19 protein-coding genes are annotated in these 15,457 nt (G+C 41.3%); 15 read left to right on the top strand and 4 right to left on the bottom strand.

Going from position 1 to position 15,457, the window contains the following annotated elements; genetic code table 11:
- The 4 genes from H5187_RS04125 to H5187_RS04140 form a co-directional block, all read left to right on the top strand.
- Nucleotides 1-95: IS3 family transposase (locus H5187_RS04125; RefSeq protein WP_182761394.1), on the top strand; the 95-nt coding region annotated here is incomplete at its 5' end.
- Nucleotides 85-702 (top strand): hypothetical protein, encoded by a 618-nt coding sequence (locus H5187_RS04130; RefSeq protein WP_182797565.1) that lies wholly within the window; start codon nucleotides 85-87, stop codon nucleotides 700-702. The genes H5187_RS04125 and H5187_RS04130, both read left to right, overlap by 11 nt.
- Before the next feature lie 36 nt (nucleotides 703-738).
- On the top strand, nucleotides 739-2,136 hold the full coding sequence (locus H5187_RS25030; protein ID WP_220493235.1) for an RHS repeat-associated core domain-containing protein: 1,398 nt from the start codon (nucleotides 739-741) through the stop codon (nucleotides 2,134-2,136).
- Nucleotides 2,133-2,627 (top strand): hypothetical protein, encoded by a 495-nt coding sequence (locus tag H5187_RS04140; RefSeq protein WP_182761392.1) that lies wholly within the window; start codon nucleotides 2,133-2,135, stop codon nucleotides 2,625-2,627. The genes H5187_RS25030 and H5187_RS04140 overlap by 4 nt, the downstream gene beginning before the upstream one ends.
- Nucleotides 2,628-2,727: 100 nt before the next feature.
- On the opposite strand, the gene H5187_RS04145 is transcribed toward H5187_RS04140, so the two are convergent.
- From H5187_RS04145 to H5187_RS04155, 3 genes are read right to left on the bottom strand one after another with little or no spacing between them, the layout of a single operon-like run.
- The gene (locus H5187_RS04145; RefSeq protein ID WP_182761391.1) at nucleotides 2,728-3,915 is read right to left on the bottom strand and encodes a VWA domain-containing protein; all 1,188 of its coding nucleotides are present in this window, start codon (nucleotides 3,913-3,915) and stop codon (nucleotides 2,728-2,730) included.
- Between the two features lies 1 nt (nucleotide 3,916).
- On the bottom strand, nucleotides 3,917-4,765 hold the full coding sequence (locus H5187_RS04150) for a MoxR family ATPase (RefSeq protein ID WP_182761390.1): 849 nt from the start codon (nucleotides 4,763-4,765) through the stop codon (nucleotides 3,917-3,919).
- A 51-nt stretch (nucleotides 4,766-4,816) separates the two neighbouring features.
- Nucleotides 4,817-5,056, bottom strand: coding sequence for a DUF1653 domain-containing protein (locus tag H5187_RS04155; protein ID WP_182767256.1), 240 nt, complete (start codon nucleotides 5,054-5,056; stop codon nucleotides 4,817-4,819).
- 60 nt (nucleotides 5,057-5,116) lie between these two features.
- On the opposite strand from H5187_RS04155, the gene H5187_RS04160 reads away from it, so the two are divergent.
- The 11 genes from H5187_RS04160 to rpoS all read left to right on the top strand — a co-directional run bounded on the left by H5187_RS04160 (nucleotide 5,117) and on the right by rpoS (nucleotide 12,769).
- On the top strand, nucleotides 5,117-5,599 hold the full coding sequence (locus H5187_RS04160) for a DUF2947 domain-containing protein (protein ID WP_182761389.1): 483 nt from the start codon (nucleotides 5,117-5,119) through the stop codon (nucleotides 5,597-5,599).
- Between the two features lie 90 nt (nucleotides 5,600-5,689).
- Nucleotides 5,690-6,319, top strand: a complete 630-nt coding sequence (locus H5187_RS04165; protein WP_182731534.1) for a hypothetical protein — start codon at nucleotides 5,690-5,692, stop codon at nucleotides 6,317-6,319.
- A 61-nt stretch (nucleotides 6,320-6,380) separates the two neighbouring features.
- Nucleotides 6,381-6,671 carry a cell division protein FtsB gene (gene ftsB, locus H5187_RS04170; protein ID WP_145235264.1) on the top strand — a complete coding sequence of 97 codons (291 nt, stop codon included), beginning with the start codon at nucleotides 6,381-6,383 and terminating at the stop codon, nucleotides 6,669-6,671.
- Nucleotides 6,661-7,362 carry a 2-C-methyl-D-erythritol 4-phosphate cytidylyltransferase gene (gene ispD, locus H5187_RS04175; RefSeq protein WP_182761388.1) on the top strand — a complete coding sequence of 234 codons (702 nt, stop codon included), beginning with the start codon at nucleotides 6,661-6,663 and terminating at the stop codon, nucleotides 7,360-7,362. The genes ftsB and ispD overlap by 11 nt, the downstream gene beginning before the upstream one ends.
- Entirely contained in the window at nucleotides 7,359-7,841 is a 483-nt protein-coding gene (gene ispF / locus H5187_RS04180; protein ID WP_182761387.1) for a 2-C-methyl-D-erythritol 2,4-cyclodiphosphate synthase, read from the top strand. Before ispD ends, ispF begins: the two co-directional genes overlap by 4 nt.
- The gene (gene truD / locus H5187_RS04185; protein ID WP_182794133.1) at nucleotides 7,838-8,887 is read left to right on the top strand and encodes a tRNA pseudouridine(13) synthase TruD; all 1,050 of its coding nucleotides are present in this window, start codon (nucleotides 7,838-7,840) and stop codon (nucleotides 8,885-8,887) included. The genes ispF and truD overlap by 4 nt, the downstream gene beginning before the upstream one ends.
- Nucleotides 8,868-9,632 (top strand): 5'/3'-nucleotidase SurE, encoded by a 765-nt coding sequence (surE, locus tag H5187_RS04190; RefSeq protein WP_182797566.1) that lies wholly within the window; start codon nucleotides 8,868-8,870, stop codon nucleotides 9,630-9,632. Before truD ends, surE begins: the two co-directional genes overlap by 20 nt.
- The gene (locus tag H5187_RS04195; RefSeq protein ID WP_145235274.1) at nucleotides 9,622-10,260 is read left to right on the top strand and encodes a protein-L-isoaspartate(D-aspartate) O-methyltransferase; all 639 of its coding nucleotides are present in this window, start codon (nucleotides 9,622-9,624) and stop codon (nucleotides 10,258-10,260) included. The genes surE and H5187_RS04195 overlap by 11 nt, the downstream gene beginning before the upstream one ends.
- A 9-nt stretch (nucleotides 10,261-10,269) precedes the next feature.
- Nucleotides 10,270-10,848 (top strand): YqaA family protein, encoded by a 579-nt coding sequence (locus tag H5187_RS04200; RefSeq protein ID WP_182761386.1) that lies wholly within the window; start codon nucleotides 10,270-10,272, stop codon nucleotides 10,846-10,848.
- 40 nt (nucleotides 10,849-10,888) lie between these two features.
- Nucleotides 10,889-11,713 carry a peptidoglycan DD-metalloendopeptidase family protein gene (locus H5187_RS04205; protein WP_182761385.1) on the top strand — a complete coding sequence of 275 codons (825 nt, stop codon included), beginning with the start codon at nucleotides 10,889-10,891 and terminating at the stop codon, nucleotides 11,711-11,713.
- Between the two features lie 60 nt (nucleotides 11,714-11,773).
- The gene (gene rpoS / locus H5187_RS04210; RefSeq protein ID WP_145235280.1) at nucleotides 11,774-12,769 is read left to right on the top strand and encodes an RNA polymerase sigma factor RpoS; all 996 of its coding nucleotides are present in this window, start codon (nucleotides 11,774-11,776) and stop codon (nucleotides 12,767-12,769) included.
- A 103-nt stretch (nucleotides 12,770-12,872) separates the two neighbouring features.
- On the opposite strand, the gene mutS is transcribed toward rpoS, so the two are convergent.
- Nucleotides 12,873-15,443, bottom strand: a complete 2,571-nt coding sequence (mutS, locus tag H5187_RS04215) for a DNA mismatch repair protein MutS (protein ID WP_182797567.1) — start codon at nucleotides 15,441-15,443, stop codon at nucleotides 12,873-12,875.
- Between the last annotated feature and the right edge of the window lie 14 nt (nucleotides 15,444-15,457).

A 15,457-nucleotide genomic window follows, 5' to 3' on the forward strand; every position in this document is an offset into this window, starting at 1 on the left:
TTGAATACATCGAGGTTGATTATAATCGGACAAGAAGGCACAGTGCTCTCGGGTATCTAAGTCCAGTTAACTTTGAAAATAAAAATGTCGCTTAATGAAGTGTCCAGTCTGGCTGGAGCAGATCAAAATGGTGTCGGACAGTTAACTAAAGTTACTGATTCTACAGGAATTAAAGAGTATTTTTATACACCACATGGTGAGATAAAAGAAACAAAACACCTACCAACTGGCACAGACTTTGTACAGATCGTTAAATATAACTATAACAATGTTGGTGATTTATCGCAGCAAACATACCCAAGTGGAATGATTGTAAATTATAGTTATAACTCTATAGGGAATATAATTAGCGTTAGTGCTCAAAAAAATAACACAAGCAATATTATTGCAACTAATCTTGATTACTTACCTTATGGCCCTTTAAGTCATTTAGAGTACGGAAATAGCCTAACCCTAGAACAAGGCTATGATAATGCTTATCGGCTGACTAATAAAAAGGTGACTGATACATTTGATAAAAAATATATTTATAACTACCTTAATATTCAGTCAATTGATGACTTATTGCATTCGAGTTTATCGCAAAGTTATGAATATGATTTGATTGATAGGTTAACAAACGCACAAGGCCGCTACGGTGACTTAAGCTACACTTACGACAGTATTAGCAATCGCACAAACAAAGTAGTTAATTCGGTATAAATACCATACACCTACAGCGATGGCGTATTAAACAGCGTGAATGGCGTAAATAGATCATATGATGCTATAGGAAATACGCTTAATGATGGCACAAGAACCTATCAGCACAATCAAGCTGGGCGTTTAATAAAAACTAAATCCGGTACAGTTGAATATGACTACCAATATAATTTTCTTGGTCAACGAACTAACAAACAATGGCAAACAGCTAACTCAAATCAAAACGACCACTGCAAAGTAGTTGAAGTCATTAAAAATGTGAAGGTTCGGTCTGAGCCTGATAAAAACAGTACAAAAGTTGGCTATATAAAAGTCGGGCAAAAGTATGTTGAAACCGGCCTGCAAGGAAATTGGCGACGTATTTGGTATCAAAATGAGCAACGTTGGGTATACGGAAGAGGATATTTAGAGGGATCTATAGAGCAATGTTTTGAAATTGCAAATACTAGAACAGGCAATGTTAATGTCAGAGCAAGTAATACCAGTAGCTCTGATAAAAGAGGTACAGCACCAGAGGGTTCTATGTGGGTTTTAGATAACTCTCAAGGTGATTGGCTTAGCTTTTGGTATGGTGCAGAGCTCAGTTTTGTTCATAGTAATTATGCTGTTATAGATGAAAAAAACAGTAGTAATCAACGTTATTATCAATATGATTCATCAGGTATGTTAATTGCGGAATTGGATGGCAGTGGTAAACCGTTAATTGAATATATCTATTTAAATGGTAAGCGTATCGCATTTGTAACAGCGGATGAAATTTATTACATCCATACTAACCATTTAGATGCGCCTGTTGCAATAACTAACAGTAATGGCGAACCTGTTTGGACTGGTTACTATACACCTTTTGGTAAGTTAGTTGAAACTAAAAATGAGCTCTCAGAAGAAATGGCATTACGCTTCCCTGGTCAATATGCCGATGCTGAAGCCGGTTTATATTACAACTACTTTAGGGATTACGATCCCGAATTGGGGAGATACATTCAGTCTGACCCGATTGGTTTAGCGGGTGGCATTAATACTTACGAGTATGTTAGTGGTAATCCGGTGAGCTTTATAGATCCATTCGGTTTAGCAAAAATATGTACAAGACCGTTAAATGGATTTAAAGGCTTTAGAACTAGTGGCGTATCAAACACTAATATAGGAATTTTTCATGAGCAGATTTTGTATAAGGATGGAACCAATAGTGGCTTTTCTGGTGATGGGTTGTTCGCTGATGGGTTCGCTTATACAGACTCTGAGACAAGTGCATATTCTTGCAAAAGCAAAGAATATGATGATGCTTTAATGAAAAAAGCAGAAGCTCGCGCTCAAATTTCATTTGACATGAAAAACTATAATGTTGTAGCTAATAACTGTCAGGATTACGTTGATGAAGTAATAAAACAATATTACAACGTGCTCGCTGATAAACAGAGAATGCAACGGTGAAAATAAAATATATTACACCAATATTGATTTTGTTGTTAATAATGGTACATCCTTTAAATATATATGCCAAATGGCATTTAAAAACATTTTCTGGTGGTTTTGTTTATACACTATTAAACTTAACTTATGTTCCGTATGACTATTATCGGCAAATAGGGGAAGTTTGGGTTGATACAGATGAAAGTAGAACCGAGTATTTAAATCTAAAGCATCGCTATAAAGGAAATTATGGAGTTTATATCGCTAGTGAAGCCGTTCGAAATAAAAATCATACTTTTTCGGCAACAATGAATTGTTTAGATAAAGCAATTGAGCTGGAATCTAGTTTTAGTAATCTTACTGATTTAAATAGAGAAAAAGCTACTTCACTATTAATTGGAATGTATAGCGTAGGTGATGAATTTTCTAGTGAAATTAAATGCTCAATATCAATTAGCGAGAAAACACAGGGCCAGTTTTTTGTCTTTGTTAAGAAGTTGATACATTACTAATAAAAGAAAAGTTGTTTGAATCTAAAGCCTCACTAGCCGACGCTGTTAGGCAAATTAACAATAGAAAGATTAAACTTCTCAGGATTGAGCCACATTAGTTTCAACTCAGCTCTTTAATCGCATTACTTATGCCATCTAAACTCAGTGGGTACATGCGGTTGTTCATTAGCTGCTTTATAAAATCAATTGATTGATAGTAACGCCAGTGTTCAACCGGTTGTGGGTTGAGCCAGGCGACTTTATCAAAGTGATTAGTGATACGGGCAAGCCAAACACTGCCGGGCTCTTCGTTGTAGTGTTCCACTGAGCCGCCGGGGTAGGCAATTTCATACGGGCCCATAGTGGCGTCGCCAACAAAGATCACTTTATAGTCACTAGTGAATTTGTTGATCAGCGTCATAGTGTCGATGACGTTGGAATGGCGGCGCTGATTATCTTGCCATACGTGTTCGTATAAACAGTTATGGAAGTAGTAAAATTCTAAGTGTTTAAACTCGCTATGCGCGGCGCTAAATAATTCTTCACAGGTGTGAATATAGTCATCCATTGAGCCGCCAATATCAAACAGCATCAATACTTTTACCGCGTTGTGGCGCTCTGGTGCCATTTTTACATCCAGCATGCCGCCTTGTTTGGCGGTAGCACGAATGGTCTCGTTTAAATCGAGGGTGTCACTGGCGCCAGTGCGAGCAAACTTGCGCAGTTTTTTAAGGGCGAGCTTAATAGTGCGTGAGCCAATTTCACGATCGGAATCTAGGTTACGGTATTCGCGTTTATCCCATACTTTTACTGCTTGGCGATTGCGGTTGCCGTCTTGACCAATGCGCACGCCCTCAGGGTTATAGCCATACGCGCCAAATGGCGATGTACCACCCGTGCCCACCCATTTATTGCCACCAGCGTGGCGTTTTTGTTGTTCTTCTAGGCGCTCTTTGAGGGTTTTCATTAGCTCATCAAGGCCGCCCATGGCTTTAAGTTGGGCTTTTTCTTCATCGGTTAGGTGTTTTTCAAACTCTTTGCGCAGCCAATCTTCAGGTAAGTTGTGCTGCTGTTTTAAGCTCTCGAGTAAGTCGATATCGGCAATGCCGCTAAAGTAATCAGCAAACGCTTTATCAAACCTGTCAAAGTGGGTTTCGTCTTTAACCATTATGGTACGGGCTAAATAATAAAATCCGTCAACATCGGCAAATACCGCGCCTTTTTTTAGCGCGTTGATCAAATCAAGCAGCTCGCGCAAACTAACAGGTAAACGGTATTCACGCAGTTTGAAGAAAAACGCAACCAACATCTTAACGGCGACTCATAAAGGCAAGTTTTTCAATTAAGCTGATATCTTGTTCATTTTTAAGTAGTGCGCCAAACATTGGCATTAAACCGCCTTTTTGAGTTTTGTCATGCAGAGTTTTTGCATCGATGTCTTCAGCCATAAGCAGTTTTAACCAATCAAGTAACTCGCTGGTGGAAGGCTTTTTCTTAATGCCGTTGACTTCACGTAGATTAAAAAATACTTCTAGCGCTTGGCGAACTAAATCTTGTTTTACGTGTGGGTGGTGAACATCGATAATTTGCTGCATTTCGTCACTAGATGGAAAATCAATGTAATGGAAAAAACAACGGCGTAAAAAGGCATCGGGCAGTTCTTTTTCGTTGTTTGAGGTGATGATCACAATAGGGCGTTGTTTTGCGATTACACGCTCACCGGTTTCATAAACATGAAATTCCATTTTATCGAGTTCTAATAGTAAGTCGTTCGGGAATTCGATGTCGGCTTTGTCTATTTCATCAATTAATAATACCGGACATTTGTTATGTTCTTCACCATAGGTAAATGCCTGCCACAACTTGCCTTTAATAATATAGTTGCCAATGTCGTTTACCCGGGCATCACCTAATTGGCTGTCGCGTAGGCGTGATACCGCATCGTATTCATATAAGCCTTGCTGCGCTTTAGTGGTCGATTTGATATGCCATTGGATAAGTGTGGTGTCTAAGCTTTTAGCCAACTCCTCAGCCAGCATGGTTTTACCTGTGCCGGGCTCGCCTTTGATCAAAAGTGGCTTTTCCAGCAAAATAGCCGCATTAACCGCTTGTTTTAACGCTGAACTTGCGATGTAGTTATCAGTAGAATTAAATTGCACGTAAATACCTATCTGGTCTGAGCAGTAAACAATATGCCTATCATGCCATAGTTAATCGGCTTCACCAAGGTAGCTAAAGCGTGGAATAATTTGGCCGTCTTTTTCAATCGTTTCGCTAAACATACTAAGCGGTCTTGCCCAAATGCCAAACTCACCATACAAGGCTTGGTAAATAACTAATTGTTCGTCTGTTTCACTGTGAGTGGCGACGTACAGAACTTTGTACTTTGGGCCTTTGTAGTGTTGGTATATGCCTGATTTGAGGGTATGTGGTTTTATTGCTGTAGTCATGTTTTGATCTCTTGTATAATTTGTCTTTGCACTTTTAATGCTAACTAATTTGCCAATACTATGAACTATATTTCGTTAGATGATTACAAAAAAGCGTGGGTTTTTCGTCATAAAGATGCGCCAGTAACAGAACAAGACCTTGCCTTAATTAAACCTATGAGCCATGAGCGTGCCGCTGTTTTATGGAGCACCATGGTGAGCCGTGAACATGACCATCCTGATTTTTTTGAAAAAACAGACTGGTGTGGTAACGAAGACAATTTCTCGCAAATTATTCACTGGGAAGCAGCATGGGAAGCCGGCGCTGAGCAATTGCCAGCGGAGATCCTTGCGCACTTAGGTTGGCAGGCTAATACTACAGTGTATTTTTGTATCGCCCGCGATAATATTATCGAAACCAGCTTTGATGTGTTTAAACGCAATTGGCAAAATTTTATGTTTTTAGCTGATGGTAGTCTGTTATTAGGTAAGAAACGTGATGAAGTAGTGCAGTTTTTAGAAACTGGCGATGCTAAATTAGGTATAAAGTCACAAGTTAAGTAACCTGAGCTTTGCTTTTGTAAAGAGCAGAGCTTAAAAAGCAGTCAATACTGTGCTATAAAACAAGCAACTAGATGTTTTAGAGTATGATCGTTGGCTGCAAGCGACCCCTTTCAACAAGTCGATATTTGGCAATCAGATACACAACGTGTGCTATATGCACAGTTGTGCAATGCTTTTTATGCGCGGGAAATAGGTCAATTAGTTGTTGAAGTTAATGAACAGCGTTTACGCAAGCGATTAAAAAGTCTTCCTTATTATATAGAACGCGCAGCAACGGCCGTGGTAAATGGTCAAGTTCCTTTTCAGTTAGATCCGCACAATGGCTGTTGGCTTGATAAGCAAAAAGCTCAGCCTCCCAACGCAAAAAATAATGATGATTTTTATCAAACACATAAAAATGTAGGTTTAATTGTTCCGCTTTTACTCAATAGCGCAAATCAAACCCGTGTTGCAATAGACAGCATCGACCAAGTAAGCGACAATAAACTTCATTGTAATGAGCATGGTTGGTTTGACTGCCAAGGTCAGCCGCTTGAAGGGCAGTCGGTGGTGTTATTAAAGCCCACAAAGGCAACAATGGCCGCTGCTTGTTGTGGCCATCAGTGGTCTTTTGATAAACGCACTACACCGCGAACGTTATCACTGAGAGAAATGCTGCTAGCAGGCAATATCAATTGGCGTAATTTAAAACGTCCCCATGTTCGAGTTAAAAAAATATAATACCAGTAGCCTTAATCGCATTATAAATTTGTACTGGTAGAGTAAAATCAAGGAGTGTTTAATGCGACTGTTTCAATTCACGCTGCTGTGCTTAGCGTTATTTGTACAATATCGATTATGGTTTGGCCACAACGGTGTACAAGATTATAGTCGTTTAAAAGCTGCTGTTACTTCACATCACGATACTAATGCTCAATTGATCAAACGTAATAAAGTGCTTAAAGCCGATATTGAAGATTTAAAGCTTGGTCAAGAAGGTGTGGAAGAGCGCGCTCGAAATGAATTAGGGATGATCAAACCCGGCGAAACATTTATTCGTGTTTTACCTGGGCAGCAACAAAATGACAACTAATTATACCCTTGCAGCCATAGTCCCAGCCGCTGGCGTGGGAAGCCGAATGCAACATAGCGCACCGAAGCAATACATTCGCTTGGCTGGTAAAACAATTCTTGAACATACACTTGCTAAACTAGCGCAACTCAAACAGTTAACGACTATTGTAGTAGCCGTCAGCGATGATGATCCTTATTTTGCTGCGCTGGAGTTTATTGATCAGCGCATTGTCCGTGCAAGTGGCGGCAAAGAGCGAGCAGACTCGGTACTTAATGGCTTATTAGCGCTTGCAGATAACCCGCCTGATTGGGTGTTAGTGCATGATGCGGCAAGGCCACTGGTTACGCTGGCTGATATTGAGTGCTTACTTAGTGAATGTATTAACGCTGATGAGGGCGGTATATTAGCAAGCAAAGTGAAAGATACCATTAAGCGCGGTGCAACTCATAGCCAACAAACAGTGCCACGGGATGACTTATGGCAGGCGTTGACCCCGCAATTATTTAAGTACCACGATTTAACGCAGGCATTGCAAACTGCGCTTGCTCAGCAGGTTACGATCACCGACGAAGCATCGGCAATAGAATGGGCGAATAAGCCCGTAAAGCTAGTGGCTGGGCGTAGCGATAATATTAAAATAACCACTCCAGAAGATTTAGATTTAGCCAACTTTTTACTCCAAAAACAACACAGTGAGAATGCATCATGATTCGTATAGGCCATGGCTTCGATGTCCATAAATTTGGTGGCGAAGGCCCGTTAACTATTTGTGGTGAAAAGATTGCTTACCCACAAGGCTTTTTAGCGCACTCTGATGGTGATGTTGCGATCCATGCACTATGCGATGCTATTTTAGGCTCATTAGCAATGGGCGATATTGGCAAGCACTTTCCTGATACCGCCATTGAATATGAGAATATAGATAGCCGTATTTTATTACGCCATGTTGTTGATTTAGCTAAGCAGCAAGGCTATGTACTGGGTAATGCGGATGTAACGATAGTAGCGCAAGCGCCAAAAATGCTGCCGCATATTCAAGCCATGCGTAAGAATTTAGCCGCTGATTTAAATGCTGAACTGGACCAGGTAAATGTCAAAGCAACAACCACTGAAAAGCTCGGTTTTGAAGGGCGAAAAGAAGGTATTTCAAGTCATGCAGTGGTTATCATGAGCAAGCAATCACTATGAGCGAGTTAAATTATTTATACGGTGCACCACTATCTAAAGCTGATTTTAAAACCACTGCTGAAGATTTTATGGTGGACGAAGACTTAGGCATCGAATTTACCGGCAGTGGTGAACACGTCTGTTTACAGGTCGTTAAAAAAGGCGAAAATACCCAATACGTTGCTAAATTACTTGCCCAAAAAGCGGGGATTTCGCCACGTGATGTCAGCTTCGCTGGTATGAAAGATCGCCACGGAGTATGTAGTCAGTGGTTTAGTGTGCCAGTACCCATTAAAAAAGACATTGATTTTACTGAGCTAAACAGTGAATCACTGTTTATCATTGCTCAGCAACGGCATAATCGTAAGCTGCGGACTGGCTGCCACAAAGGTAATAAATTCAGCATTATTCTGCGTAATGTAACTCAGCCGTTAGACATTCTTTGTCGTATCAACGCGGTACGCGCCGGGGTGCCTAACTATTTTGGCGAACAACGCTTTGGTCACGATGGTCATAATTTAGTGATGGCTAAAAAGATGTTTGCCGGTGAGCGCATTCGTGACAAAAAACTACGTGGTTTAATTATCTCTGCTGCACGTTCTTATGTGTTTAATCAAATAGTGAATTTGCGTGTTGCTGAGCACGGCTTAGCTAAAACCATGAACCGTGAAGTGTTTATGCTCAGTGGTAGCAATGCATTTTTTGAAGATGCCATTAGCGATGAAAATATCGCTCGTCTTGCCTCTGGCGATATTATGATGTCTGCGCCATTGGTCGGCACTAGCGAAAAAGGTCTCACCGAACAAGAAAAAATATGGCTAGAGCCGTATCAAGATTGGTGTGAAGGGCTTGGTAAGTTAGGGCTGAAAAATGAGCGCAGAATGTTGCGTTTGATCCCACAAGATTTAACCGTTGAAACGATTGATGAAACTACCATTAAATTGAGCTTTGGTTTACCCAAAGGCACCTTTGCCACGGCATTGTTACGTGAGCTGGTGGATTACACAGATGCAAGCCCACGAGTACATAAAGAACAGGACGCTGAAAATGAAAATTCTTCTAAGTAACGATGATGGTGTTAATGCAAAAGGTATTGCAGTGTTGTATCAGGCATTGACGCAAATTGCAGACGTAACGTTAGTTGCACCTGATCGCAATTGCAGTGGCGCAAGTAACTCACTGACGCTACTTAATCCACTGCGTGCTACCACGCTAGATAACGGGTTTATTTCGGTCAATGGTACGCCCACTGATTGTGTACATTTGGGCGTGAATGAATTACTTAATGAAAAGCCCGATTTAGTTGTGGCTGGCATTAATCATGGCGCGAATTTAGGTGACGATACTTTGTACTCAGGGACTGTTGCAGCAGCAACCGAAGGACGTCATTTAGGCTTGCCCGCAGTGGCGGTGTCTTTGTGCTCAAAAGAAGGCAATCATTTTGAAACGGCAGCAGCGGTGACTGTCAGCATAATTAAAGAGCTGGCGTCACATCCATTGCCAAAAGATCAAATCATCAACATTAATGTGCCAGATATTCCGTTATCTGAGCTAAAAGGCGTGCAAGTAACGCGTTTAGGTGCGCGTCATAAAGCAGAAACCATGACTAAACAACAAGATCCATGGGGACGAGACATTTATTGGTATGGGGTTTTAGGTGCCGAAAGTGATGCCGGAGAAGGTACAGACTTTTATGCTATCAATAATGGCTATGCATCGGTTACGCCACTAAGTGTTGATATGACTGCGAAAGATAGTTTGGTTGCGGTTGGTGAGTGGCTTAAAACAATGGAGATCAACGGTGCTGGCTAATTATACTCGAAGTGCCCGTGCGCTCGCTGACCTATTACAGCGTGAAGGTGTTGAAGATAAATTGGTACTCAGCGCTATTGCTGATATTCCACGTCATGTATTTGTTGATGATGTACTTAAGCATAAAGCGTATCAAAATACGGCGTTGCCAATAGGTCAAGGACAAACAATTTCACAGCCATATATTGTTGCCCGTATGACCGAGTTACTGCGTTTGGCTGGCGTGCGCGATAAAGTACTTGAGATAGGCACGGGTTCAGGCTATCAAACAGCGGTGCTGGCGAAAACCTTTTCAAAAGTATTTTCGGTAGAACGAATTAAAGCGTTACAATGGCAGGCTAAGCGCCGTTTACATAACCTAGACTTATACAACGTTTCCATGAAACATGGCGATGGTTGGCAAGGCTGGCAGTCACAAGCGCCGTTTGATGGCATCATTGTAACCGCCGCTGCATCGCAAGTCCCGCAGGCATTACTTGATCAACTCAGTGATGGTGGGGTGATGATTGCGCCAATCGGTAATGAAGATCAACAACTGGTTATGGTTGTGCGCGAAGGCGAAAAATTTACTCAACATGTTATTGCGCCAGTTAGATTTGTACCTTTAGTCCCTGGCGACATTGAATAGGAAGTCACTTTGAAATTGTTTACTAAGTTATACGATATGGCATTAGTGTGGGCAAAACATCGCCACGCAGAGCGTTATTTAGCTGGGATGAGTTTTGCTGAATCGGTTATTTTTCCTATTCCACCCGATGTAATGCTCGCGCCGATGTCGCTTGCACAACCGAGCAAAGCATGGCGCTATGCTACTTTTGCTACAGTTGCTTCGGTGCTTGGCGGTATTTTAGGTTATTTGCTCGGATTTTGGTTGTTTGAACCTGTAGTAGAGCCATTAATAGCGCAAATGGGTTGGCAAGAAAAGTTTAATACCGCTTTAAGCTGGTTTAAAGATTATGGCGTATGGGTGGTGTTTTTAGCCGGTTTTTCGCCAATACCCTATAAAGTATTTACTATTGGTGCTGGGCTTTTGCACATGGCGTTTTTACCTTTTTTATTAGCTTCTGCTGTCGGGCGTGGTGCGCGATTCTTTTTAGTTTCAGCGCTAATGAAGTGGGGCGGAGTAAAAATGGAGCAAAAATTACGTCAATATATTGAGGTACTTGGCTGGGGGGTAGTGATTTTAGTGGTGGTTGCATACTTTTTATTACGTTAAGCATCTAAATAACTACTTTTAGCACAAGGAGCAAAACACCATGAATAAACAGTACGTCTTCTATGTTACTTTATTTACAAGTGTTTTGCTCAGTGCCTGCTCATCTCGACATGCCCCCGCTCCGGTCAGTAGTTTAAATACCAGTGTTAAACCTTATACTAGTAAAGTAAATATTAATGGTGACCGCTACACGGTTAAAAAAGGTGATACGTTATACTCGATAGCCTTTAGCGCCCAGCAAGATTTCCGCACGTTGGCAAAAAATAATGGCATACCAGCCCCTTACATAATCCAACCGGGGCAAACAATTTCTTTTAAAAATGTACCTGAAAAAATAAAAAAGCATAAAAAATATACGAAACCGAGTAAAAAGTCTACAAGTGACATACAAAAAAATAACAAAAAATTAAAGAAAGAGCTTGATCAGCCAAAACAACGAGAGTATGTTCAAAAACAAGCCAATAGGAAAATTAGTAAAAATAACAGTTTGTCCTCGACCCAAGTTAAGTGGTCGTGGCCAGCTAAAGGAACAGTAACTCAGCGTTTTTCAACCAAGGAAAGCGGTTATAAAGGGTTACAAATTACTAATAAAAAAGGTGTCGCTGTTTTTGCCGCAGCACAAGGGACTGTAGTTTATGCGGGTAATGCACTTAGAGGATACGGTAATTTAATTATTTTGAAACATAATGATGATTATCTTAGTGCCTATGCACATAACTCTAAGTTGCTAGTTAAAGAAAAACAGGATGTGAAAGCTGGGCAAAAAATAGCCGAGATTGGCAGTTCAGACTCTGAAGTGACGGCATTGCGTTTTGAAATCCGTTACCGAGGACAAGCTGTTAATCCTGAGAAGTATTTGCCTTAGCTATCGGTCGGGTATTGATCATAGTGATATAAGATCACTTGTTTGCTTGAGGGTACGCTCATGGGTAACACAGCAAAAATAGAAAAAACGAAAGATGCGATTGATGATAAATTTGATGATATAGCTGTCGCTGATACAGACTCTGAATTATTAGATGACGTCGATAAAGATGATGATAAAGAAGATGAAATATTTGCCAAAGAGGAAATCACTAAGAATTTAGATGCGACTCAGCTGTATTTAGGTGAAATTGGTTTTTCGCCATTATTAAGTGCTGAAGAAGAAGTCTTTTTTGCCCGCAAAGCATTAAAAGGCTGTAGCGCTTCTCGTAAACGAATGATTGAAAGTAATTTACGTTTAGTTGTTAAAATCGCCCGCCGTTATAACAATCGTGGCCTTGCGTTACTTGATTTAATTGAAGAAGGTAATCTTGGTTTGATCCGCGCCGTTGAAAAATTTGATCCTGAACGTGGTTTTAGATTTTCGACCTATGCGACTTGGTGGATCCGTCAAACAATTGAACGCGCCATCATGAATCAAACCCGCACAATTCGCTTACCAATCCATGTAGTGAAAGAACTTAACGTTTATTTACGCACCGCACGTGAACTAACGCAAAAGCTGGACCATGAGCCCACTGCCGAAGAAATTGCAGCGTGTTTAGACCGACCAGTTGAAGACGTAACTAAAATGCTGCGTTTAAACGAGAAAATCACCTCTGTAGATACACCTATTGGTGGTGAAAACGATAAAGCATTGTTAGATATTATTGCCGATGAAAAAGGCTTTGGCCCGGAAGGCGAAGTACAAAATAATGATATCAATAAGCACATTGTAGACTGGTTAGGTGAGCTTAATCCTAAGCAACGTGAAGTGCTTGCACGTCGTTTTGGTTTGTTAGGTTATGAGCCATCAACACTTGAAGATGTGGGTCGTGAAATCGGTTTAACGCGTGAGCGAGTAAGACAAATTCAAGTAGAAGCACTGCGCCGCTTAAAAGATATTTTGCAGCATGAAGGATTAAGCACTGATAGCTTGTTTGATCAGTTTTCATAACACTGACTGATACAGCAATAGACGCAGCAACACAAAACACACAGAAAATAATTATTAAAAGCTGAAGAGCTAACTCTTCAGCTTTTTTTGTGCTTAAAGCATGCTACAGCAGCGATTTTAGCTTATATAGTAAATCTTGAGCTTGGCGTGGGCTTAAGTTATCTAGGTCAACCTCAGCGAGTTGTGCTTCTACCTGTGATGGTTCAGCTGCAAACAATGATGGCTGTACTGCATTGATATCAGCAGTGACTGGCTGATGATTCTCCAGCATTTTAAGCTTTTGTTTTGCCTGCTTTATAACTGCTTTTGGCACCCCAGCTAAGGCCGCTACTTGCAAGCCAAAACTTTTACTTGCGGCACCATCAAGTACGGTATGCATAAAGGCGATTGTGTCGTTGTGCTCTATCGCATCTAAGTGAACATTCACCAGCCCCGCTTGTTGCTCGGCTAGTTCGGTAAGTTCAAAATAATGGGTTGCGAATAAAGTTTTAGCGGATATTTTTGATGCTAAATGATCCGCTGTTGCATAAGCTAATGATAGACCATCGTAGGTACTCGTCCCTCGGCCAATTTCATCCATTAATACCAGTGACTGCGCGGTAGCATTGTTTAAAATAGTGGCTGTTTCGGTCATTTCGACCATGAAGGTTGAGCGACCTGATGCTAAGTCATCACTGGCGCCAATACGTGTAAATATACGGTCGATATTACCAATCTTAGCGCTGTCTGCTGGTACAAAGCTACCAATGTGTGCCATTAACACAATCAGTGCAGTTTGGCGCATATAGGTTGATTTACCGCCCATATTTGGCCCCGTAATGATCAGCATTTTACGCTGAGCATTAAGCTCTACAGGATTGGCAATGAAAGGGTCTTTCATTACTTGTTCAACAACTGGGTGGCGACCTTGCTTAATACTAATGTCATCGTTATCGCACAGTAGCGGTTTTGCATAGTTCAATGCAATTGCACGCTCGGCAAGGTTATTTAGCACATCTAAATCTGCCAGTGCTGCCGCCATTATTTGTAGCTGTTCAATGTGCGGGGCAATAAATTCAAACAGTTGTTCGTAAAGTTGCTTTTCAAGCGCCAGAGCTTTTGATTGGCTACCTAACACTTTATCTTCATGCTCTTTAAGCTCTGGAATTATATAACGTTCGTTATTTTTAAGCGTTTGGCGACGAATATAATCAGCGGGCACTAAATGTGCGTTGGCACGACTTACTTCAATAAAAAAGCCATGCACACGGTTATAACCGATTTTAAGGGTGCTAATACCGGTGCGTTCACGCTCGCGCTGTTCGAGTTGTTCAAGAATGTCGGTAGCACCTTGGCTGAGTGAACGCCATTCATCGAGTTCACGGTTGTAACCCGGTGCAATTACGCCACCATCACGAATAAGTACCGGTGGGTTTTCAATCACTGCTTGCTCAAGTAATTGCTGTAAATCAGGTAATTCAGGAGATTGCGCGATGATCTGACTAATGCGAGGATCGCTGGCATCGGTTAATAGCTGGTGCAGTGGAGCTAGGGCTTGTAGTGCGCTACGCAGACGGGTTAAATCGCGCGGACGAGCGGTCCACAATGCTAAACGAGCAATAACACGCTCAATATCACCTATTTGTTTTAACGACTCATGTAGCTCACCACACAGCTGTACACCGATAATGGCACTAATCGCATTAAGGCGAGCGTTAAGCTCAGGTTTAGAACGTATTGGTGTATGAATACGACGCTTTAATAGCCGTGAGCCCATCGCTGTTGCTGTTTTATCAAGTACTTGTGCTAAGGTGTTTTCAAAGCCACCAGAGAGGTTAACGGTCAACTCTAAATTTTTACGGGTGGCAGCATCTAAGATTACTGCATGTTCGTTATGTTCTAATGTGATGGCGCGAATATGGGGTAGAGCAATACGTTGCGTGTCTTTCACATATTGCATAAGGCAACCGGCGGCAACTAATGCAGCAGTTGCTTTATTAACCCCAAAACCGACTAAATCTTTGGTGCCAAACTGCTCGCATAACAAATGTTGTGCAGTGTCTAAGTCAAACTCCCATTCAGGACGACGGCGAATACCTTTGATATGCTCAATCAAATGAAAGTTGGCAAAGTCTTCGCTATAGAGTAACTCTGCTGGTGCTAAGCGTTGTAAAGTTGAACTAAATGCTTCTTCAGTATTTACTTCAACAATATTAAAACGGCCTGAGTTAATATCTAAGTAAGCAATGCCATACACGCCTTTTTTACTTTGCCAAACGCTGGTCAGTAAATTATCTTGGCGCTCTTGTAATAGTGCTTCATCAGAAATGGTGCCAGGGGTAACAATGCGTACAACTTTGCGCTCAACAGGTCCTTTGCTGGTTGCAGGGTCACCTATTTGCTCACAAATAGCGACGGATTCACCCATTTGTACCAAACGAGCTAAATAGTTCTCTACCGCATGATAAGGGACGCCTGCCATAGGAATAGGATCGCCGCCGGCTTTACCACGGTGAGTTTGTGAAATATCAAGCAGTTGTGCTGCACGTTTTGCATCATCAAAAAATAGCTCGTAAAAATCGCCCATGCGATAAAACAGTAAAATATCACGATGCTCAGATTTTATTTTTAGATACTGCTGCATCATCGGAGTTTGTTGACTTATATTGTGCGGTGCATAAAGATCGAACGACATGTATTTACCCAAAG

Origin of the sequence: Pseudoalteromonas sp. SG44-1, from assembly GCF_014164315.1 — a bacterium.
Taxonomy (GTDB): domain Bacteria; phylum Pseudomonadota; class Gammaproteobacteria; order Enterobacterales; family Alteromonadaceae; genus Pseudoalteromonas; species Pseudoalteromonas rhizosphaerae.